The 19064-nt window shown below is 69.2% G+C and carries 19 protein-coding genes and 1 pseudogene; 13 read left to right on the top strand and 7 right to left on the bottom strand.

The window, feature by feature from the left end:
- Positions 1 to 135: 135 nt before the first annotated feature.
- Positions 136 to 1305, top strand: coding sequence for a Fic family protein (locus tag LOZ83_RS38600; RefSeq protein WP_236796882.1), 1170 nt, complete (start codon positions 136 to 138; stop codon positions 1303 to 1305).
- Positions 1306 to 1500: 195 nt separating this feature from the next.
- On the opposite strand, the pseudogene LOZ83_RS40975 reads toward LOZ83_RS38600, so the two are convergent.
- A pseudogene (locus LOZ83_RS40975) lies at positions 1501 to 1752 on the bottom strand (NUDIX domain-containing protein); the annotation flags it as partial.
- Here LOZ83_RS40975 and LOZ83_RS38590 point away from each other — a divergent pair.
- The gene (locus LOZ83_RS38590) at positions 1681 to 1848 is read left to right on the top strand and encodes a hypothetical protein (protein ID WP_236796980.1); all 168 of its coding nucleotides are present in this window, start codon (positions 1681 to 1683) and stop codon (positions 1846 to 1848) included. The pseudogene LOZ83_RS40975 and the gene LOZ83_RS38590 overlap by 72 nt on opposite strands.
- Here the strand turns inward: LOZ83_RS38590 and LOZ83_RS38585 are convergent.
- On the bottom strand, positions 1819 to 2496 hold the full coding sequence (locus LOZ83_RS38585) for an MBL fold metallo-hydrolase (RefSeq protein ID WP_236796881.1): 678 nt from the start codon (positions 2494 to 2496) through the stop codon (positions 1819 to 1821). The genes LOZ83_RS38590 and LOZ83_RS38585 overlap by 30 nt on opposite strands.
- A gap of 100 nt (positions 2497 to 2596) precedes the next feature.
- On the opposite strand from LOZ83_RS38585, the gene LOZ83_RS38580 reads away from it, so the two are divergent.
- The 4 genes from LOZ83_RS38580 to LOZ83_RS38565 all read left to right on the top strand — a co-directional run bounded on the left by LOZ83_RS38580 (position 2597) and on the right by LOZ83_RS38565 (position 7710).
- Positions 2597 to 3796 carry an acyltransferase gene (locus tag LOZ83_RS38580; RefSeq protein ID WP_236796880.1) on the top strand — a complete coding sequence of 400 codons (1200 nt, stop codon included), beginning with the start codon at positions 2597 to 2599 and terminating at the stop codon, positions 3794 to 3796.
- Between the two features lie 64 nt (positions 3797 to 3860).
- Entirely contained in the window at positions 3861 to 6722 is a 2862-nt protein-coding gene (uvrA, locus tag LOZ83_RS38575) for an excinuclease ABC subunit UvrA (protein WP_236796879.1), read from the top strand.
- 50 nt (positions 6723 to 6772) lie between these two features.
- The gene (locus LOZ83_RS38570; protein ID WP_236796878.1) at positions 6773 to 7249 is read left to right on the top strand and encodes a hypothetical protein; all 477 of its coding nucleotides are present in this window, start codon (positions 6773 to 6775) and stop codon (positions 7247 to 7249) included.
- Entirely contained in the window at positions 7249 to 7710 is a 462-nt protein-coding gene (locus tag LOZ83_RS38565) for an SRPBCC family protein (RefSeq protein ID WP_236796877.1), read from the top strand. The genes LOZ83_RS38570 and LOZ83_RS38565 overlap by 1 nt, the downstream gene beginning before the upstream one ends.
- 4 nt (positions 7711 to 7714) lie before the next feature.
- Here the strand turns inward: LOZ83_RS38565 and LOZ83_RS38560 are convergent, their stop codons facing one another.
- Positions 7715 to 9028 carry a cation:dicarboxylate symporter family transporter gene (locus LOZ83_RS38560; RefSeq protein WP_236796974.1) on the bottom strand — a complete coding sequence of 438 codons (1314 nt, stop codon included), beginning with the start codon at positions 9026 to 9028 and terminating at the stop codon, positions 7715 to 7717.
- A 199-nt stretch (positions 9029 to 9227) separates the two neighbouring features.
- Here LOZ83_RS38560 and LOZ83_RS38555 point away from each other — a divergent pair, with 199 nt between their 5' ends.
- The 3 genes from LOZ83_RS38555 to LOZ83_RS38545 are packed head-to-tail and all read left to right on the top strand — an operon-like array spanning position 9228 to position 11977.
- Positions 9228 to 10820 carry a sensor histidine kinase gene (locus LOZ83_RS38555; RefSeq protein WP_236796876.1) on the top strand — a complete coding sequence of 531 codons (1593 nt, stop codon included), beginning with the start codon at positions 9228 to 9230 and terminating at the stop codon, positions 10818 to 10820.
- Positions 10817 to 11491 carry a response regulator gene (locus tag LOZ83_RS38550; protein ID WP_236796875.1) on the top strand — a complete coding sequence of 225 codons (675 nt, stop codon included), beginning with the start codon at positions 10817 to 10819 and terminating at the stop codon, positions 11489 to 11491. The genes LOZ83_RS38555 and LOZ83_RS38550 overlap by 4 nt, the downstream gene beginning before the upstream one ends.
- Before the next feature lie 9 nt (positions 11492 to 11500).
- Positions 11501 to 11977: a YbjQ family protein gene (locus tag LOZ83_RS38545; protein ID WP_236796874.1), complete on the top strand. Its 477-nt coding sequence runs from the start codon at positions 11501 to 11503 to the stop codon at positions 11975 to 11977.
- Positions 11978 to 12095: 118 nt separating this feature from the next.
- Here LOZ83_RS38545 and LOZ83_RS38540 read toward each other — a convergent pair whose 3' ends face one another.
- The 3 genes from LOZ83_RS38540 to LOZ83_RS38530 are packed head-to-tail and all read right to left on the bottom strand — an operon-like array spanning position 12096 to position 16336.
- Entirely contained in the window at positions 12096 to 13478 is a 1383-nt protein-coding gene (locus LOZ83_RS38540; protein WP_236796873.1) for a GntP family permease, read from the bottom strand.
- Positions 13475 to 15058 (bottom strand): amidohydrolase family protein, encoded by a 1584-nt coding sequence (locus LOZ83_RS38535; protein WP_236796872.1) that lies wholly within the window; start codon positions 15056 to 15058, stop codon positions 13475 to 13477. Before LOZ83_RS38535 ends, LOZ83_RS38540 begins: the two co-directional genes overlap by 4 nt.
- Positions 15059 to 15067: 9 nt before the next feature.
- Positions 15068 to 16336 carry an amino acid deaminase gene (locus tag LOZ83_RS38530; RefSeq protein ID WP_236796871.1) on the bottom strand — a complete coding sequence of 423 codons (1269 nt, stop codon included), beginning with the start codon at positions 16334 to 16336 and terminating at the stop codon, positions 15068 to 15070.
- A gap of 92 nt (positions 16337 to 16428) precedes the next feature.
- On the opposite strand from LOZ83_RS38530, the gene LOZ83_RS38525 reads away from it, so the two are divergent.
- On the top strand, positions 16429 to 17175 hold the full coding sequence (locus tag LOZ83_RS38525; RefSeq protein ID WP_236796870.1) for an IclR family transcriptional regulator: 747 nt from the start codon (positions 16429 to 16431) through the stop codon (positions 17173 to 17175).
- 14 nt (positions 17176 to 17189) lie between these two features.
- A complete protein-coding gene (locus tag LOZ83_RS38520) occupies positions 17190 to 17570 on the top strand; it encodes a RidA family protein (protein WP_236796869.1) in 381 nt (126 codons plus the stop codon).
- A 6-nt stretch (positions 17571 to 17576) separates the two neighbouring features.
- Here LOZ83_RS38520 and LOZ83_RS38515 read toward each other — a convergent pair whose 3' ends face one another.
- Entirely contained in the window at positions 17577 to 17936 is a 360-nt protein-coding gene (locus tag LOZ83_RS38515) for a DUF1844 domain-containing protein (protein ID WP_236796868.1), read from the bottom strand.
- 226 nt (positions 17937 to 18162) lie between these two features.
- Between LOZ83_RS38515 and infC the strand changes: the two genes are divergently transcribed.
- Both infC and rpmI read left to right on the top strand, forming a co-directional pair.
- Positions 18163 to 18741, top strand: a complete 579-nt coding sequence (infC, locus tag LOZ83_RS38510; protein ID WP_236796973.1) for a translation initiation factor IF-3 — start codon at positions 18163 to 18165, stop codon at positions 18739 to 18741.
- A gap of 83 nt (positions 18742 to 18824) precedes the next feature.
- Positions 18825 to 19019, top strand: coding sequence for a 50S ribosomal protein L35 (gene rpmI, locus LOZ83_RS38505; RefSeq protein WP_154759515.1), 195 nt, complete (start codon positions 18825 to 18827; stop codon positions 19017 to 19019).
- The last annotated feature ends 45 nt before the right edge of the window (positions 19020 to 19064 follow it).

Below are 19064 nucleotides of genomic sequence, written 5' to 3'. Positions count from 1 at the left end.
GCGCTGTCGCCTGAGCTGAATGACCGGCCTGACACATCGCTGGACAGAACTTTGGCCAGCATGATGGACAAACCAGGGTATCGATAAGGAATCTCGGCTTTACGAGCTGGGCAAACACTCGTACGGTGTGGGCCTATGGCGCCCCCAACGCATCCCTTCATCACCTTCGAGTTCGACACGAGGGGGATCGACGCGCGTACCTGGATGCTGCTCGGAGAGGCGCTGAGCAAGTGTCAGCATCTGGCGGGCGCTCCGCTGAAACCCGGCGCGGCGACGGAACTCGCTTCCGTTTCCCTGGCCCGCGGTGTCCAGGCGACGACGGCGATCGAGGGCAACACGCTGTCGGACGAGGAGGTCCGCGAGATCGTCGACAAGGGGAGCGCGGGTGTCTCGGAATCGAGGGCCTACCTGGAACGAGAGGTACAAAATGTCCTCGGCGCCGTACGCGACATCGACCATGCGCTCGGAGCGGAGGTGCGCCTTCCCATCAACGTCGATCGGATACGTGGCCTGAACAAGCAGGTCCTCGACGGAATCCCCGACAAACCGGAGGTTGTACCCGGTGAGTTCCGCCAGCACGACGTCGCCGTCGGCCCGTACAAGGCACCTCACTGGACCGAGGTTCCCGACCTTGTCGGTCAGCTCGTGAACTGGCTCGGCAACTTGCGCCCCCAGACGGCCAGTCAGGATGGCATCGAAGGTCGGTTCACCTCCGCAGTGCTGTCCGCCATCCTGGCTCACCTCTACATTGCCTGGATCCACCCGTTCGGCAACGGCAACGGCCGCACCGCACGACTGATCGAGGTACAGATCCTGTCCGAGTCCGGCATCGTGCCGATCGTGGCGACGAACATCCTGTCGGACCACTACAACAAGACAAGGAATGCCTACTACCTCGCACTGGACGAGGCGCGGAAAGACGTCATGGCGTTCGTGCGGTACGCGATCCGGGGTTTTGTTGATGAGCTACGGGCCCAGATCCACGTCGTGCGCCAGCACAACCTCCAGATCAACTGGGAGAGCTACGTCTACGAGACATTCAACAAGATGCCCAATACGGACGCCCGGAGCCGCCAGCGAGCGGTAGCCCTTCTTCTCCCAGAAGGTGCGGAAATCACGCCGGAGGACGTCACCGATCTGAGCACCTCGCTCGCCCGCAAGTACGCGCTCTGCGGTGAGCGCACACCTGCGCGTGACATGAATGACCTCGCGAAGCTCGGCCTGGTCGAGAAGACCGGCAAACGCACCTATCGCGCGCGCCGGGAGATGATTCAAGCGTTCATCCCGCCGGTAGCGGCAGCGTAACCGCCATCCCTGGCGCCCGATCGGCGTCCCGCCGTCGCAGAGCAGCAGGTCGCCGGTGTGCGCGGCTCGCAGCGCCGCGGCGAGCCGCGCGGTGAGGGACGCCTTCAGCCGGGGTGCCGCGCCGGCGAGGTGGTACAGCCCGGCCGAGACGATCTCCGGGTCGGTCAGTGCCAGCGCCGCGACTTCGCGCTCGGTGATCTCGCCGCCGTCGAAGACGAACGCGATCCCCTCGGGCATACGTCCGTCGTCGCCGATGTGGTCGATCACCAGTGGCCGGGTGAACGCGCGGTCGATCCCGAGCTCCTCACGCACCTCGCGCCGCGCAGCCGCCCACGGTGACTCGCCGGCGTCGACGGATCCGCCCGGGATGTCCCAGTGTTCCTTGTACGACGGCTCGACGAGCAACACCCGGTCGCCGGGGTCGCGGAACAGCACCCCGGCGGACATGCGCTTGCGGTCGAGGGACCGCACGTACTCGTCGAACGGCAGCAGCTCCACGTGCCGAGTCTCAGCTCACCAGCCGCGCTCGCGCCACTCGCCTAGTTTCGGCCGTTCCGCGCCCAGCGTGGAATCGTCCCCGTGGCCCGGGTAGAACCATGTCTCGTCCGGCAGCACGCCGAAGATCCGCGACTCGACGTCGTCGATCAGCGAGGTGAAATCGGCCGGTGAAGTCGTCCGCCCGACCCCGCCCGGGAACAGTGCGTCGCCGGTGAACAGGTGTGGCGGGCCGTCGGGATCCCGGTACAGCAAGGCGATCGACCCTGGGGTGTGCCCGCGCAGGTGGATCACCTCGAGCACGCAGTCCCCGACCGACAGGGTGTCTCCTTGCGACACAAGGAAGTCCGGCGGAACCGGCAGCGGATCGGCGTCCAGCGGGTGTGCCGCGGTGTTCGAGCCGTTCGCGCCCGCCACCGCTCCCAGCGCCTGCCAGTGGTCGCCGTGCTGGTGTGTCGTCACGACGGTGCGCAGGGCCGGCCGGTCGGGGCCGTGGCCGATGAGATCCGAGATCCGCTCCGGATCCGCCGCGGCGTCGATCAGCAGCGCCTCGTTCTGCGCGCGGCACACCAGCAGGTACGTGTTGTTGTCCATCGACCCGACGGACAGCTTGGTGATGGTCAGCGCCCCGAGCGTGCGCCGCGCGGCGTCGCCGCCCGGCTCGACGTGCCCGGTGTAGTCCTCCACGACGTTCACCCGGCATACGGTAGTCGGCCCGCCGGACCCGTTCAGCTTGGTCTCAGATTCCTGACCTAACCTCCTGTGCCGTCGCCGTTGTCGATCTTCCAGGAAGCCCGTGTCCCGCCCCAACTCACGCAAGATCAGCTGGGATGTGGTCCGTGTGGTCGCCGTGTTCTCGGTGCTGCTGGGACACATCACGCACCAGGGCCCGCTCGCCCATCCCGAACTCGACGACTACCCGTTCCGGGACCCGGCGCAGTTCGGCGCCGCCGCGCTCATGGTGATCTCCGGCTTCTTCGTCTGCCAGACGATCCGCCGCGGCGGCACCGGCCGCTGGCTGTGGCACAAGATCGCCCGCCTGCTGCCGCCGTACGTCATCGCCGTCGTCATCACCTACGTCGCCATGCGCTTCGCGGGCGCGGCGTTCAACGGCCAGAGCTTCGGCAGCGGCTGGTTCGGCACCTTCTTCGGCCCCACCGCGGACGGCCGCGCCTGGGCGTCGTCGTGGTACGTCCCGGTCGGGCAGGACCTGCTGGTCAACCTGTCCATGGTGCAGGGCTGGAACCGGTCCTTCATCTGGCTCGACGGCTCGTACTGGACGCTTCCCGTGCAGCTCATGGTGTTCAGCGGCGCCGCGATCCTGTGGGCACGCGTGCGCGGCACCCGGCGGGTCCAGCTGCTCGCCTGGGGTCTCGTCGTGCTCCCGCTGGTCATCCGGTTCGTGGTGATCGGCGTGGACAACCCCGCGCCGTGGGCGTACAGCGTCGTGTTCGGGTTCGGCCTGCACCGGATGCACGCGTTCGCCGCGGGCATCGGGATCTGGCTGTGGTCACGCGGCCGGATGGGCCGGTGGCAGCTCGGGTTCCTGCTCGCCGCGGTCGTCGGCGCGCAGGATCTGCACGGCTATCCGGACGGCGCGGCGCGGCTGCCGTCGGACATCGGGTTCGCCGTGCTGCTGCTCGTCATCTGCGCCGCCGCGAAGGGCCGGGACTGGACGTTCCTGCGCCCGCTCGCCCCGGCGTTCGGCCGGCTCGCCGGCATCTCCTACGGCGTCTACCTCGCGCACCAGGAACTCGGCTACATTCTGGCCAGGCTGCTGCTCGACGCCGGCTTCCCCGGTTGGGTGAGGCTGCCGGTCCTGCTCACCGCGGCCGTCCTCGCGGGCTGGTTGCTCACTACACTGGTCGAGCGGCCCGCGCACAGCCTGCTGACCCGCCCGCGCCGAACGGTCCCATCGCCCCGAACCGCACCGGACGACCTGCTGCCCGCACCGGTGAGCAGTCCGGCTCCCGGTTTTGTCGGTGGTCCGTCCTAGCATGGGTCGCGGTCGGCGCTCCGGTGACGCGGCGCGGCCGAAACTCCAGCGAAGGGACCTTGGCGTGGCTGATCGCCTCGTTGTTCGCGGCGCCCGCGAGCACAATCTCCGCGGCGTCGACATCGACCTGCCCCGGGACAGCCTGATCGTGTTCACCGGCCTTTCCGGGTCCGGGAAATCGAGCCTCGCCTTCGACACGATCTTCGCCGAGGGCCAGCGCCGTTACGTGGAGTCGCTCTCGGCGTATGCCCGGCAGTTCCTCGGCCAGATGGACAAGCCCGACGTCGACTTCATCGAGGGCCTGTCGCCGGCGGTCTCGATCGACCAGAAGTCCACCTCGCGCAACCCGCGCTCGACGGTGGGCACGATCACCGAGGTCTACGACTACCTGCGGCTGCTGTACGCCCGCGCGGGCAAGGCACACTGCCCGCAGTGCGGCGAGCTGATCAGCAAGCAGACCCCGCAGCAGATCGTCGATCAGGTGCTCGAAATGGACGACGGCACCCGGTTCCAGGTGCTGGCGCCGATCGTGCGCGGCCGCAAGGGCGAATACCTCGACCTGTTCGCGAACCTGCAGCAGCAGGGCTATTCACGGGCGCTGGTCGACGGTCAGGTGCATCAGCTCACCGACCCGCCGAAGCTGAAGAAGCAGGAGAAGCACAACATCGGCGTCGTGGTCGACCGGCTGTCGGTCAAGTCGTCGTCCAAGCAGCGGCTCACCGACTCGATCGAGACCGCGCTGCGGCTGGCGGACGGGCTGGTGGAGCTGGAGTTCGTCGACCTGCCGCAGCACGACCCGCACCGCGTCCGCGGCTTCTCGGAGAACCTGGCCTGTCCCAACGGGCATCCGCTCACGATCGAGGATCTCGAGCCCCGCTCGTTCTCGTTCAACTCGCCCTACGGCGCGTGCCCGGAGTGCACCGGTATCGGCATCCGCAAGGAGGTCGACCCGGAGCTGGTGGTCCCGGACGACGAGCTGTCCCTCGGCGAGGGCGCGATCGCGCCGTGGGCCGGCGGGCAGAGCGCCGAGTACTTCGTCCGGTTGCTGGAGTCGCTGTCGGAGAACATCGGCTTCCGGATGGACACGCCGTGGCGCAAGCTGCCCGCGAAGGTGCAGAAGGCGGTGCTGCACGGCGTGGACGAGCAGGTGCACGTCCGCTACCGCAACCGGTACGGCCGCCAGCGCTCGTACTACGCGAACTTCGAGGGCGTGATCCCGTTCCTGGAGCGCAGGCTGGATCAGACCGACTCGGAGTACATGCGCGAGCGCTACGAGGGTTACATGCGCGAGGTGCCGTGCCCCGGGTGCCAGGGCGCCCGGCTCAAGCCGGAGATCCTCGCGGTCACCCTCGAGCACGCCGAGCAGGGTGACCGTTCGATCGCCGAGGTGTGCGCGCTGTCGATCGAGGAGGCCTCGGCGTTCCTCGACGGGCTGCACCTGGACGACCGGCAGGCCATGATCGCGGGCGCGGTGCTCAAGGAGATCCAGGCCCGGCTGCGTTTCCTGCTCGACGTCGGGCTGAACTACCTGTCGCTGGACCGGGCCTCGGGCACGCTGTCCGGTGGCGAGGCACAGCGCATCCGGCTCGCCACCCAGATCGGCTCGGGCCTGGTGGGCGTGCTGTACGTGCTGGACGAGCCGTCGATCGGGTTGCACCAGCGGGACAACCACCGGCTGATCGAGACGCTGACCCGGCTGCGGGACCTGGGCAACACGCTCATCGTGGTCGAGCACGACGAGGACACCATCCGCTCCAGTGACTGGGTGGTCGACATCGGGCCGGGCGCGGGGGAGCACGGCGGCCAGGTAGTCCACAGTGGACCGTACAAGAAGCTGTTGCGCAGCAAGGAATCGCTCACCGGGCAGTACCTGTCCGGGCGGCGCGTCATCCCGGTGCCGGCCATCCGCCGCCCGGCGGACCGCAAGCGCCAGCTGACCGTCGTGGGCGCGCGCGAGCACAACCTGCGCGGGGTGGACGTGTCGTTCCCGCTGGGCTGCCTGGTGTCGGTCACGGGTGTGTCGGGCTCGGGCAAGTCGACGCTGGTGAACGACATCCTCGCGACGGTGCTGGCGAACAAGCTCAACGGCGCCCGCCAGGTGCCGGGCCGGCACACCCGGGTGCGCGGGCTCGACCAGGTGGACAAGCTGGTGCGGGTGGACCAGTCGCCGATCGGCCGCACCCCGCGGTCCAACGCGGCGACGTACACCGGTGTGTGGGACCACGTCCGCAAGCTGTTCGCGGCCACCACGGAGGCGAAGGTCCGCGGCTACCAGCCGGGCCGGTTCTCGTTCAACGTCAAGGGCGGCCGGTGCGAGGCGTGTGCCGGGGACGGCACCATCAAGATCGAGATGAACTTCCTGCCGGACGTCTATGTCCCGTGCGAGGTGTGCAAGGGCGCGCGGTACAACCGCGAAACGCTCGAAGTGCACTACAAGGGCAAGACGGTGGCGGACGTGCTCGACATGCCGATCGAGGAGGCCGCCGAGTTCTTCGAGCCGATCAAGGCGATCCACCGGCACCTGCAGACGCTGGTGGACGTCGGGCTCGGCTACGTCCGGCTCGGCCAGCCGGCGCCGACGCTGTCCGGTGGCGAGGCGCAGCGGGTGAAGCTCGCGAGCGAGCTGCAGAAGCGGTCCACCGGCAAGACGGTGTACGTGCTGGACGAGCCGACCACCGGGCTGCACTTCGAGGACATCAGCAAGCTGCTCGGCGTGATCAACGGGCTGGTCGACAAGGGCAACTCGGTGATCGTGATCGAGCACAACCTCGACGTGATCAAGACGTCGGACTGGATCGTCGACATGGGGCCGGAGGGTGGTTCCGGCGGCGGCACGGTCGTCGCCGAGGGCACGCCGGAGCAGGTCGCCGGGGTCGAGGAGAGTCACACCGGGCAGTACCTGCGGTCGGTGCTCACCCCGGTGTGAACCGTCCGGGCCTCGCGCCCGTTGTATCGGGTGAGGGCTGGAGGTGTGTGATGATCCGTCCTGCCGTCGTGGTGCTCGCGGCGGCATTCGCCCTGACCGCGTGCGGCCAGGGCGGCTCGGCGCCCACGCGGGCCGGCGATCTCAACGCGGCCGGCGCGGCGGGGCTGGGCGCGGTCGTCACCGACGCGCAGGGCCGGACGCTCTACCGGTTCGACGGGGACACCGCGGCGCCGCCGGTTTCGCACTGCACCGGCCAGTGCGCGCTCACCTGGCCGCCGGTCCTGACGACCACCGCCTCCGTCACCTTGCAGGGCATCGACCAGCACCTGGTCGGCACCACCACCCGCGACGACGGGTCCCAGCAGGTCACGCTCGGCGGCTGGCCGCTGTACCGCTACTCGCGCGACACCGCCGCCGGCCAGACCACGGGACAGGGCGCCGGCGGCCTGTGGTTCGCCGCGGCGCCCGGCGGCGGCAAGGCCACCGAGGCTCCGTCCACATCGGACGCGGGCGCGCCGGGCTACTGATGCGCATACTGGAGTCCGTGCGCCTCAACGACTACCGGTTCACCGACAGCTGGTTCCTGCCCGCGCCGGGGCGCGCCGTCTTCGACGCCGTGGCCGATCTGGAGAACTACCCGCGCTGGTGGCCGGACGTCCGCTCGGTGCGCCGGATCGACGAGGACACCGCGGAACTCGTGTGCCGGTCGAGCCTGCCGTACGGCCTGGTCATCCGGATGTGCCGCGAGGAGCAGAACGAGGCGACGGGCCGGTTGCAGGTGCGGCTCGAAGGTGATCTCGACGGGCTGCTCGCCGCGTCGGTGCTGCGGCATCCGGCGGGTACGACGCTCGAGATCACGCAGCAGGTCGAGGCGACGAAACCGTTGCTGCGCAAGCTCGCGCCGGTGGCGCGCCCGCTGTTCCGGGTCAACCACGCGTTGATGATGCGGCGTGGCCTGTCCGGATTGCGGGCGCGCCTGGCGGCGTGACGGCTCAGGCGAGCGCGTCCGCCGTGGGCCGCTCCCGCTCCGACTCGGGGATGGTGGAGTCGTCCAGGAGCGTGGTCTCGTTGAACGGCTGGCGGCCGGCCAGCACCTCGGTGGCCTTGGCGCGGTCGAATTCCTTGGTCCAGGACCCGATCAGCACCGTGGCCACCGCGTTCCCGGCGAAGTTCGTCACCGCCCGCGCCTCGGACATGAACCGGTCGATGCCGAGGATGAACCCGACGCCGCCCACCAGGTCCGGCCGGTGCGACTGCAGCCCGCCGGCGAGCGTCGCGATACCCGCACCGCTCACCCCGGCCGCACCCTTCGACGCGATGATCATGAATACCAGCAAGGAGATCTGCTCGCCGATCGACAGCGGGCTGCCCTGCGCCGACGCGACGAACAGGGTCGCCATGGTCAGGTAGATCGCGGTGCCGTCGAGGTTGAACGAGTACCCCGTCGGCACGGTGATGCCCGCGACCGAGCGGCTCACCCCGAGGTGCTGCATCTTCGCGATCAGCCGCGGCAGCGCCGATTCCGACGAGGACGTCGACACGATCAGCAGGAACTCCCGGCCGAGATAGCGCAGCAGGCTGAACACGCTGACCCGCGCGCCGAACCACAGCACCGCGCCGAGCACGACGAACACGAACACGAGGCAGGTCAGGTAGAACCCGACCAGCACCACGAGCAGGCTGCGCAGCGCCGCCCACCCGGTGCCGCCGACCACGGCCGCGATCGCCCCGAAGGCGCCGATCGGGGCGGCCCACATGATCATCGACAGGATGCGGAACACCAGCTTCTGGATGTACTCGATACCGCGCAGGATCGGCTTGCCCGCGGGCCCGAGCCGCTGCAGCGCGAACCCGGCGAGCAGGGCGACCAGCAGCGTCTGCAGCACCGAGCCTTCGGTGAACGCCGAGAGCAGCGTCTCCGGGATGATGCCGAGCAGGAAGTCGGTGCTGCCTTCGGCGCCGGTGGCCTGCGCGTGTGCCTTCGCGGCGTCGGCCGCGTTGAGGTGCAGGCCTGAGCCGGGGTCCAGCAGGTTGCCGACGACGAGCCCGATCGCCAGCGCGATCGTGGACATCACCAGGAAGTAGCCGATCGCCATCAGACCGACCTTGCCGACCTTGGCCGCCTTCGCGACCGAGCCGACGCCCAGCACGATGGTGCAGAAGATGATGGGGGAGATCATCATCTTGATGAGGTTGACGAATCCGGTGCCCAGGGGCGTGAGGCCCTTGGCGAACCCGGGGGCGGCGAACCCGACGATGATGCCCGCGACGACCGCGGCCACCACCGCCAGATAGAGGTAGTGCATCCGGTCACGCCGTTGTGGCTTGGCGTCGGCGGATGGCGTTGTCGGCACCGTTGCCTCCGTGGGGACGGGCGCGCCCTTTGCCGGCGCGGCTCAGCAGAGGACTATGGCGGCGGAGGTGGCCTGGGTCACCGTTGTGTTCATTGAGTTCACGGACCCGCTGCCATCGGATTGGTATCGACCGGCGCAGTATCTTCGAGCGATGAGAAACCGGCGCTGGAGCCTCGCGCAGCAGCTGCTGCTCGTGCAGGTCGCGGGGTTCGCCGCACTGGTCGCCGTCGGGGCCGGCCTCGCCTGGGCCGACGCTTCGCACGCGGCGGACTACCGGGCGCGCGAAGAGGTGGTCGCGGTGTCCCGCACCATCGCCGACACCCCGACGGTCCTGAGTGCACTGTCCACACCGGACCCCAGCGGGCAGCTCGAGCCGTACAGCCTGCGGGTACAGGCGGACACCGGCGTCGACTTCATCACCATCATGACCCCGGACGGGATCCGTTACACACACCCGAATCCGGCGCAGATCGGGCAGCGGTTCCTCGGCAACATCGACCAGGCCCGCGCGGGCCGGACCTTCACCGAGACCTATACCGGCACGCTCGGCCCGTCGATGCGTGCCGTGGTACCGGTCTTCGACGGCACCCGGGTGGTCGCGCTGGTGTCGGTGGGCATCAAGGTCGAGGCGATCTCCGCGGAGCTGACGCAGCAGCTCATGCGGCTGCTGGCGGTGGCGGCCGCGGTGCTCGTCGTCGGCGTCGCGGGCAGCGTGCTGGTCAGCGCCCGGCTGAAACGCCAGACCCGCGGCCTCGCGCCCGCCGAGCTGAGCAGCGTTTTCGCTTACTACGAGGCGACCTTGCACGCGGTCCGGGAAGGTCTGGTCCTGTTGGACCCCGCCGGGCGGGTCGTGCTGTGCAACGACGGCGCGCGCGAACTGCTCGGGCTCGACGGAGACCCGGCCGGCATGGCCGTCGCCGAGCTCGGTCTGCCGACGTCGCTGAGAACCACGTTCTCGTCGCGTGAGCCCAGAACCGACGAGATCCACGTGACCGACTCGCGGGTGCTCGTGGTGAGCACCGCGCCCGTGCGCGACGGGCAGCGCGCGCGAGGCACCGTCGTGACCTTGCGCGATCACACCGATCTGCAGCACCTGACCGGCGAGCTCAACACGACCCGCGGGCTAGCCGAGTCATTGCGGTCGCAGGCGCACGAGGCGGCGAATCGGCTGCACACCGTGGTTTCACTGGTCGAGTTGGGCCGCGCCGCCGAGGCCGTCGAGTTCGCGACGGCCGAGTTGGAGATCGCGCAGCGGCTCACCGACCGGGTTGTCGGCGCGGTGGCGGAACCGGTGCTGGCCGCGTTGCTGCTCGGCAAGGCGGCGGAGGCGAACGAGCGCGGGGTCGAGCTGACCCTGACCGAGGACACCGCGCTCGACGAGCTCGACCTCGAAGCCCGGGACCTGGTGACCGTGCTGGGCAACCTGATCGACAACGCGATCGACGCGGCGATCGAGAACGCGGCGGCCGCCCGGCCGCGCGTCACCGTGACCGTCCGGGCCGACGGCGACGATCTCCTGTTGCGCGTCGCCGACACCGGCAAGGGGGTCGCGGACGCGGCGAAGAGCGAGGTGTTCCAGCGCGGCTGGTCGACCAAACCGCAGGACGGCCTGGTCGGGCACGGGCTCGGGCTGGCGCTCGTCGGTCAGGTCGTGCGCCGCCACGACGGGGAAGTGCTGCTCGGCAACGAGAGTGGCGCGGTGTTCACCGTGCGGCTGCCGCTGTGGCAAGGAGTTGCCCGGTGACCATGGTGCTGGTGGTCGAGGATGATCCGGTCGCGGCGGAAGCGCACCGGCAGTACGTCGAGCGGGTCGCCGGGTTCACCGTCGCCGGAGTGGTCCATTCCGGTGGCGAGGCGCTGCGGTTCTGCGAACGCCACACGGTTGACTTGGTGCTCCTCGATTTCTATCTGCCCGACACGCATGGTCTCGCGGTCTGCCGCGCGCTGCGGGCGGCGGGGAGCGCGGTGGACGTCATCGCCGTGACCTCCGCGCGCGATCTCGCCGTCGTGAAGGCCGCGGTGTCCGTCGGCGTCGTGCAATACCTTCTCAAGCCGTTCACTTTCGCGTCACTGCGCGAAAAGCTGGAGACCTACGTACGTTTCCGTGAGAGTGCGGGCGAGGCGGCCGACCAGACCGACGTCGACCGCGCGCTCGCGACACTGCGGTCACCCACGCGCACCGCACTGCCCAAGGGGATGAGCGCGGAGACGCTGGACGCGATCGTCGCCGCGCTGCGCGCCGAGCCGGCGGGCCTGCCCGCGGGGACGGCGGCCGAGACGACGGGCGTTTCGCGGGTGACGGCCCGCCGGTACCTGGAGTATCTGGCCGACAACGGGCTCGCGAGACGCGAACCACACTACGGTCAGGTGGGCAGACCCGAGGTTTGGTATGTGGCGAGTGCCTCGTCCGGTTAGGCTCCGCGCATGACCCAGGGATACCAGCAGCAGCAGCCGTTCCCGATCCTGCTGTCCACAATGAACGATTTGCCAGGCTACAAGGTGGTGCGGGTGTTCGGCGAGGTCTTCGGCCTCACCGTGCGTAGCCGCAACATGTTTTCGACGATGGGGGCCGGCTTCAAGGCCATGGCGGGCGGTGAGCTCAAGGGTCTGTCCAAACTGCTCTCCGACTCCCGGTACGAGGCGCTGGGCCGGCTCGCCCAGGAGGCGATGAACTACGGCGCGAACGCGGTGCTCGCGCTGCGCTTCGACTGCAACGAGATCGCGCAGACGGCGAGTGAGATCGCGGCCTACGGCACCGCGGTGTACGTCGTGCCCGAGGGCGCCGAGGGTCAGGCCCAGCAGGCCGGCGCCGCGCAGCAGCAGGCCGCGCCACAGCAGCAGTACCAGCAGGCCCCGCCGCAGCAGTACCAGCAGCAGGCCCAGCCCTACCCCCAGCAGTAGCGGCCCCCACGAGTGTCGGACTCACCGTCGCGAGTGTCGGACTCGCGGAACCCCCAGCGAGTCCGACACTCCAGAGCGCGAGTCCGACGTTCAGGACGGCGAGTCCTACGGTCGCCTTCTAGACGACGGCCATCAGGATGGCGGCGACGGCGAAACCGGAGACGGACAGGATGGTTTCCAGCACGGTCCAGGTCCTGAGCGTTTCGCCCACCGTCAGCCCGAAGTAGCGCGAGACGATCCAGAACCCGCCGTCGTTGACGTGCGAGGCGACGATCGACCCGGCCGAGATCGCGACCACCAGCAGCGCGAGCTGCACCTGCGAGTATCCCAGTTCGGTGACCGTCGGGCCGATGATCCCGCTCGTGGTCACGATCGCGACGGTCGCCGAGCCCTGCGCGATCCGCAGGCCGCAGCTGATCACGTACGCGGCGAGGATCACCGGCAGGCCGGCGTTATGTAGCGAGCCGGCGACCGCCTGGCCGATTCCGGTCGCCGACAGGACCGCGCCGAAGAACGAGCCGGCGCCGACGACGAGCAGGATCATCGCGACCGGCCGCAGGGATTTCGCGGCCAGCTCCGACAGTTCGGTCCCGCTCATCCCGCGGCGGTAGCCGAGCAGCCAGGACGCCAACAGCACGGCGATCGTCAGCGCCACCGCGGGTGTGCCGACGAACGCGGCGATCCCGGCGAGGGCGGAGTTCTTCGGTAACCAGATGCTGCCGAACGTGCCGAGCAGGATCAGCACCAGCGGGATCGCGATGATCCCGGTGACCAGCCGGAGCGGCGGCGCGTTGCCGTCCTCGTCCTCGTCGGCGACGATCATCTCCTGCGGCACCGGGATGTTCATCCGCTTGCCGATCCAGGTCGGGAACAGCACACCGCTGATGAACCACGCCGGGATACCGCAGACCGCGCCCATCAGGATGATCCAGCCGAGGTCCACATGCAACAGTCCGGCCGCCGCGACCGGGCCGGGGTGCGGCGGGATGAACGCGTGCGTCATCGACAGGCCCGCGATCAGCGGCAGGCAGTACAACAGGATCGACCGTTTTCCTTGCCGCGCCGCGACGTACACCAGCGGCGCGAGCACGAAGATGCCGATGTCGAAGAACACCGGGATACCGAAGATCAGCCCGGCCAGGCCCATCGCGAGCGGCGCGCGTTTCTCCCCGAACGCTTTCAACAGCGCGCCGGTCAGTACGCGCGCGCCGCCCGAGCGTTCGAGGATCGAACCGAGCAGCGTGCCGAGCCCGATGATCGCCGTGATGTGCCCGAGGATGCTGCCGAAGCCCTTTTCCAGCAACGAATCCGAGGTTTTCTGGGCGGTGCCGACGATCGTGCCGACGGGCAGGCCCGCGGCCAGCGCGGTGAGCAGCCCGACCACGATCAGCGCGATGAACGGTTCGATCTTCAGCCTGATGATCATCGCCAGCAGGACGGCGATGGACGCCGCGGCGAGCACGAGCAGCCCGCCCGTCGTGTGCTGCAACCAGTGGATCAAGCGGACCTCCGTCGGAGAGAGTGCCCGGCGAGCGCGCCGGTCGGGGACCCGTCGTCGAGCGCGGCGATGCCGTTCACGAAGACGTAGGGGATGCCCTCGGCCTGTTGCCTCGGGTCGTCGAAGGTGGCGGTGTCCCGCACGGTGTCCGGGTCGAACAGCACCAGATCGGCGGCGTAGCCCTCTTTGACCAGGCCGCGATCGTCGAGCCGCAGCCGCCGCGCGGGCCGTCCGGTCAGGTGCGCGACGCACTCGGGCAGGTCGAGCACACCCAGTTCGCGCACGTACCGCGCCAGGTAGCGCGGGAATGTCCCCCAGGAGCGGGGATGTGGCCGGTCGCCGACGAGTAGTCCGTCGCTGCCGCCGGTGTGCGCCCGGTGCCGCATGATGGTCTGGACATTCTCCTCGTGCCCGACGTGCATCAGGCAGGACGTGCCGAGCCGTTCGGAGCTGAGCACGTCGAAGTACAGCTGTGCGGCGGGAATCCCGGCGCGGCGGGCGGATTCGGCGACGCTGTGCCCGACGAGATGCGCGTTCTCCGCCTTGCGGACGCCGTTGATCTCGATGGACTCCCAGTCGATCGGCACGCCGTGCGCCCCGTCGGAACCGGTCTCCTCGATGTCCGCCCGGATCCGCTCGCGGGTGTCCACATCGGACAGGCGTCGGAGGGTCGCGTCGAGGCCGCCCTCCGCGGACCAGCTGGGCAGCAACGCCGAAAGATAGGTGGCGCCCGGCAGGTACGGATAGGTGTCGAGCGTGATGTCGGCGCCGTCGTCGAGGGCCTCGTCGAGCAGGCGCAGCAGGTCGGGCGCTTTCCCTTTGTTCACCGAGAAGTTCATCGTCGCGTGCGCGAGGTGCAGCGGGCAGTTCGCGCGCTTCGAGACCGCCACCATCTCCGCGAACGCTTCGAGGGCGCCCTTGCCGTAGCTGCGGTGATGCGGGCTGTAGTAGCCGCCGAGTTCGCCGACGACCTCGCACAACGCGACCAGTTCATCGGTGCTCGCGTACATCCCGGGCGTGTAGGTCAGGCCCGAGGACAGGCCGACCGCGCCCTCGTGCAGCCCGCTCGCCACCAGCTCGCGCATCCGGTCCATTTCGGACTCCGTCGCCGGCCGGTCGTCGAGCCCGACCGCGAGCATCCGCACGGTTCCTTGCGGGACAAGGTAAGCGGCGTTGACGGCGATGCCCTCGTCGAGCCGGTCGAGGTACTCGCCGACCGATCGCCAGGTCCACGCGAAGCCCTCCGGATCGTCGTTCCAGCCCGCGAGCTGATCGCGCAACGCCGCGAGGGTCGTGTCGTCGACCGGCGCGTAGGACAGCCCGTCCTGGCCGAGCACCTCCGTCGTGACGCCCTGGGACACCTTCGCGAGATGATCGGGCCGCGCCAGGATCTGCAGGTCCGAATGCGAGTGCATGTCGATGAACCCGGGCGCCAGCACGAGATCGCCGGCGTCGATCACGTGGCGGCCCGTGAGGGATTCGCCGATCTCGGTGATGCGGCCGTCACGGAGGCCGACGTCCGCGTGGGCCAGCGGGGCGCCCGTGCCGTCGGCGACCCGCGCCCCGCGAATCACAGTGTCCATTATGGACCCCTAGAAGTAGGTGCGGATGAAGTCGACGACGACGTCCCCGTCGACGACCGGGATCAGCTGCCACTTGTCGAACACCGTGCACGGATGCGACAGCCCGAGCCCCACCCAGTCGCCCACCCGCAGCGGCGAACCGGGCGGCAGGGCGAGGAACGAGTGCTGGTCGTTCATCGCGGTCACCTCGTGACCGTCGAGCCGCCGGGTGACGCCGTCGCTGCGGAACAGCAGCGGTTCCGGCAACCCCTCGTCGAACGACGCGTCGCGCTTGCCGATCGTCAGCAGCGCCAGGTCGCCGGCGGGCTTCGAGGTCACCTGCGCCCACGCGCGCAACGCCGGGCGGAACCGGTCGCGCAGCGGGGAAATCCCGCGGTAGAAGCCGTCGTCGTGGGTCACGTATGCGCCGCTGCGCAACACCGTCACGACGTCCAGCTCGTCGGGCCAGCCGGTCAGCTCGGCGGCGACCTGGTCGAAGAAAGCGCTTCCACCGGCGGTGACGATGATCTGTCCACTCAGGAATCCCCGCTGTGCCAACGTGATCGTCAGCGTCCGCATCCGGCGCAGGTATCCGGCGACGATCTCCCGTGAATGCTCGGAACTGTCGTGTGCCAGCGCGCCCTCGTACCCGGCGACGCCCACCAGGCGCAGTGCCGGGCTCGCCCGCACGGCCTCGGCGACCGCGAGCGCGGTCGCCTCATCGCGCGCGCCGGTGCGCCCGCCGTCCGCGCCCAGTTCGACGAGCACGTCGACCTGCCGGCCGGTCGCGGGCAGGGCTTCGGTCATCAACTCCACCGAGCGGACCGAGTCGGCCCACGCGCTGAACTCGAACTCCGGATCCCGCTCCAGTTCCGCCGCGACCCACCGCAGTGCGGCGGCGTCCACGAGCTGGTTCGCCAGCAGCACCCGGGAGAGGCCGAAGGCCCGGTAAATCCGCAGCTGGCTCGCGTTCGCCGCGGTGAAGCCCCACGCGCCGTGCTCGATCTGCCGCGCGAACAGCTGTGGCGCCATGGTCGTCTTGCCGTGCGGGGCGAGCCGGACGCCGTGCTCCGCGCACCAGGCCGCCATCGTGGCTAGGTTGTGCTCCAGCGCGTCCGCGTCGAGCGTCACGACGGGCGGGAGGAACCCGTCCTCGAACAGGCTGAGCCGCTGTTTTGCCGCGTCCGCAAGGGAAACGCCCCACAGCGACGACGGGATCGCCTTGAACCGCCAGTCGAGCGGCTCGTCGCGCAGGGCCGCCAGCGCGCCCGGGTTTACCGAGCGGTCGGAGGTCTTCATCAGCACTCCGTTGCGTAGTGTGCAACGTCGATTGCACATGTTGAGTTCCGTAGATGTAGCATCGCGAGTCGGACAGGTCAATGGGAGTCGTGGTGAGCCAGAGTCTTGATCGTGGGCTGAGCGTGCTCGACGCGCTCGCCGAAGGTGCCGACACGCTCGACGCGCTGGCCGGGGAACTCGGCGTGCACAAGTCGACCGTGCTGCGGCTCCTGCGCACCCTCGAAACGCACCACTTCGTCCGGCGCGAGGGGCCGCGGCACTACCGGCTCGGCAGCGCGCTGTTCGACCTGGCCAACCGCGCGCTCGAGAACTCCGATGTCCGCCGCAGCGCGTCACCCGCGCTGGCGGCCCTGAACGCGCAGACCGGCCACACCGTGCACCTGGCCACCTACGAGGACGGCGAGGTCGTCTACGTCGACAAGTACGAGGGCCGGCACAGCGTCCGGATGTACTCGCGGATCGGCAAGCGCGCGCCGGTGCACTGCACCGCCGTGGGCAAGGTGCTGGTGTCCGCGCTCGACCCGGACCGCCGCGCCGAGGTCGCGAACGCGATCGATTATCCGGCGCTGACGGAGAATACGATCACCGACGCCCCGGCCTATCTCGCGGAGCTCGAGCGGGTCGCGAAACAGGGGTATGCCGTCGACAACGCCGAGCACGAGGACTTCATCCACTGCATCGCCGCGCCCGTCCGCGGGCCTGGGGGAGCGGTACTCGCCGCGGTATCGCTGTCGGTGCCGAAAGTGCTGCTCGACTACGAAGGCCTGCTGGCCCTGCTGCCACAACTGACGGCGGCGGCCGAGAACGCGTCCATCCACAGTGGATGGACGGGACGATGAGAGAAGGAGAACCGATGGCGAAGGTCGCGATCAGCACCGAGAACGCGCCGAAACCCGCGGCGGCGTACTCCCCGGGGTCGCGCAAGGGGAACATCCTGCAGGTGGCCGGGCAGGTCGCGATCGACCCGAAGACGGGTGAGGTCGCCGGCAGCACGATCGGCGAGCAGGCCCGGCAGGCGTTCGCGAACGTCGAGGCCGTGCTGGAGGCGGCGGGTTCGAGCTTCGACGACGTCGTGATGGTGCGGGTCTACCTGACCGACACCGCGCACTTCGCGGAGTTCAACGAGATCTACAACCAGCTGGTGAAGGAGCCCTACGCGGCCCGCACCACGGTCTACGTCGGCCTCCCCGCGGGGCTGCTCGTCGAGATCGACGCCCTGGCCGTCCTGGACTGACGACCGTCAGGCCACGGGGCCGGTGTACTTCTCACCCGGCCCCTGTCCCGGCGCGTCGGGCATCGCGGACGCCTCGCGGAACGCCTTCTGCAGCGACTGCAGGCCGTCGCGCAGCGGGGCGGCATGCATGCCCAGGTACTCGGCGGAGGCGGTGATCAGCCCGGCGAGGGCGGTGATCAGCCGCCGCGCTTCGTCGAGGTCACGGTGGGGGCTCGTGTCCGGGTCCTCGTCGGCCAGCCCGAGCCGTTCGGCGGCCGCCGACATCAGCATCACGGCCGCGCGGCTGATCACCTCGACGCTCGGGATGTCCTCCAGTTCGCGCACACCCTGGGAATTGCCGGGCTGGTCCGAAGCGTTGTAAGACACGTCTGCTACCCTTCCACGTGCGACCAGCCTCCGAGCGATCGGGGGCCGCAAGTGGAGCCCCGCTCCCACCCGTGTTGCCGACTACAGGCGGCCGGGTCCGGTCTCGCCACCCAGTGGTGGCGAAGCGTCCGCGGACGCGATCGGAACAGGGCCCCGCATTACCGGCGAAGAAGTGGCTGGTGACGGGGCCCGTGGTATGTGGGCACCAGGTCGAGCAGGCTAGACAATTTCCTCGGACCAAGGAGGCCACATCAGCTCCGAGACACGTATCAACGACCGCATCCGCGTTCCCGAGGTCCGGCTCGTCGGACCCAACGGTGAGCAGGTCGGTATCGTCCGGATCGAGGATGCGCTCAGGCTCGCCCAGGAGGCGGATCTCGACCTCGTCGAGGTCGCGGCGCAGGCGCACCCGCCGGTCTGCAGGCTCATGGACTACGGCAAGTTCAAGTACGAGAGCGCGCAGAAGGCCCGCGAGTCACGCCGGAACCAGCAGCTGACCGTCATCAAGGAACAGAAGCTGCGTCCGAAGATCGACCAGCACGACTACGAGACGAAGAAGGGGCACGTGTCCCGCTTCCTCTCCGCCGGGAACAAGGTGAAGGTCACCATCATGTTCCGCGGGCGCGAGCAGTCCCGGCCGGAGCTCGGCTTCCGGCTGCTGCAGAAGCTCGCCGACGACGTCCAGGAGCTCGGCTACGTCGAATCGTCGCCGAAGCAGGACGGCCGGAACATGATCATGGTGCTGGCGCCGCACAAGAACGCGAAGGCCAAGGCCAAGGCGGTCAAGGAACCGGTCGAGTCCTGACGGCCCTGCCGGTCCCCAAGCCGGAGACGCAGTCCGCAGCACACCGGGCGACCGGTGTGCTGCACTTTGAAGGAGAGCAACGAATGCCCAAGATGAAGACCCACAGCGGGACCTCGAAGCGGGTCCGCGTGACCGGCACCGGCAAGCTTCGCCGTCAGAAGGCCGGCCGCCGGCACCTGATGGAGAAGAAGGCCAGCAAGGTCACCCGCCGCCTGGAGGGCACGACCGAGATCGCCAAGAACGACGTGGGCCGGGTCAAGCGGCTCCTCGGTCGCTGACGCTCTTTCCGGCTTTTCCCGGACTTTTTGCTGTAAACCCGGGGC

It is taken from the genome of Amycolatopsis sp. GM8 (genome assembly GCF_021653975.1).
Classification (GTDB): Bacteria; Actinomycetota; Actinomycetes; order Mycobacteriales; family Pseudonocardiaceae; genus Amycolatopsis_E.
This window is presented reverse-complemented; position numbering and strand designations above follow the sequence as displayed.

What these genes read in the sequence shown, in the direction of transcription:
- LOZ83_RS38600 (WP_236796882.1), top strand. Translation starts at nt 136, where the DNA reads ATGGCGCCCCCAACGCATCCCTTCATCACCTTCGAGTTCGACACGAGG.
- LOZ83_RS38570 (WP_236796878.1), top strand. Translation starts at nt 6,773, where the DNA reads ATGATCCGTCCTGCCGTCGTGGTGCTCGCGGCGGCATTCGCCCTGACC.
- LOZ83_RS38565 (WP_236796877.1), top strand. Translation starts at nt 7,249, where the DNA reads ATGCGCATACTGGAGTCCGTGCGCCTCAACGACTACCGGTTCACCGAC.
- LOZ83_RS38560 (WP_236796974.1), bottom strand. Translation starts at nt 9,028, where the DNA reads ATGCACTACCTCTATCTGGCGGTGGTGGCCGCGGTCGTCGCGGGCATC.
- LOZ83_RS38555 (WP_236796876.1), top strand. Translation starts at nt 9,228, where the DNA reads ATGAGAAACCGGCGCTGGAGCCTCGCGCAGCAGCTGCTGCTCGTGCAG.
- LOZ83_RS38545 (WP_236796874.1), top strand. Translation starts at nt 11,501, where the DNA reads ATGACCCAGGGATACCAGCAGCAGCAGCCGTTCCCGATCCTGCTGTCC.
- LOZ83_RS38535 (WP_236796872.1), bottom strand. Translation starts at nt 15,058, where the DNA reads ATGGACACTGTGATTCGCGGGGCGCGGGTCGCCGACGGCACGGGCGCC.
- LOZ83_RS38530 (WP_236796871.1), bottom strand. Translation starts at nt 16,336, where the DNA reads ATGAAGACCTCCGACCGCTCGGTAAACCCGGGCGCGCTGGCGGCCCTG.
- LOZ83_RS38520 (WP_236796869.1), top strand. Translation starts at nt 17,190, where the DNA reads ATGGCGAAGGTCGCGATCAGCACCGAGAACGCGCCGAAACCCGCGGCG.
- rpmI (WP_154759515.1), top strand. Translation starts at nt 18,825, where the DNA reads ATGCCCAAGATGAAGACCCACAGCGGGACCTCGAAGCGGGTCCGCGTG.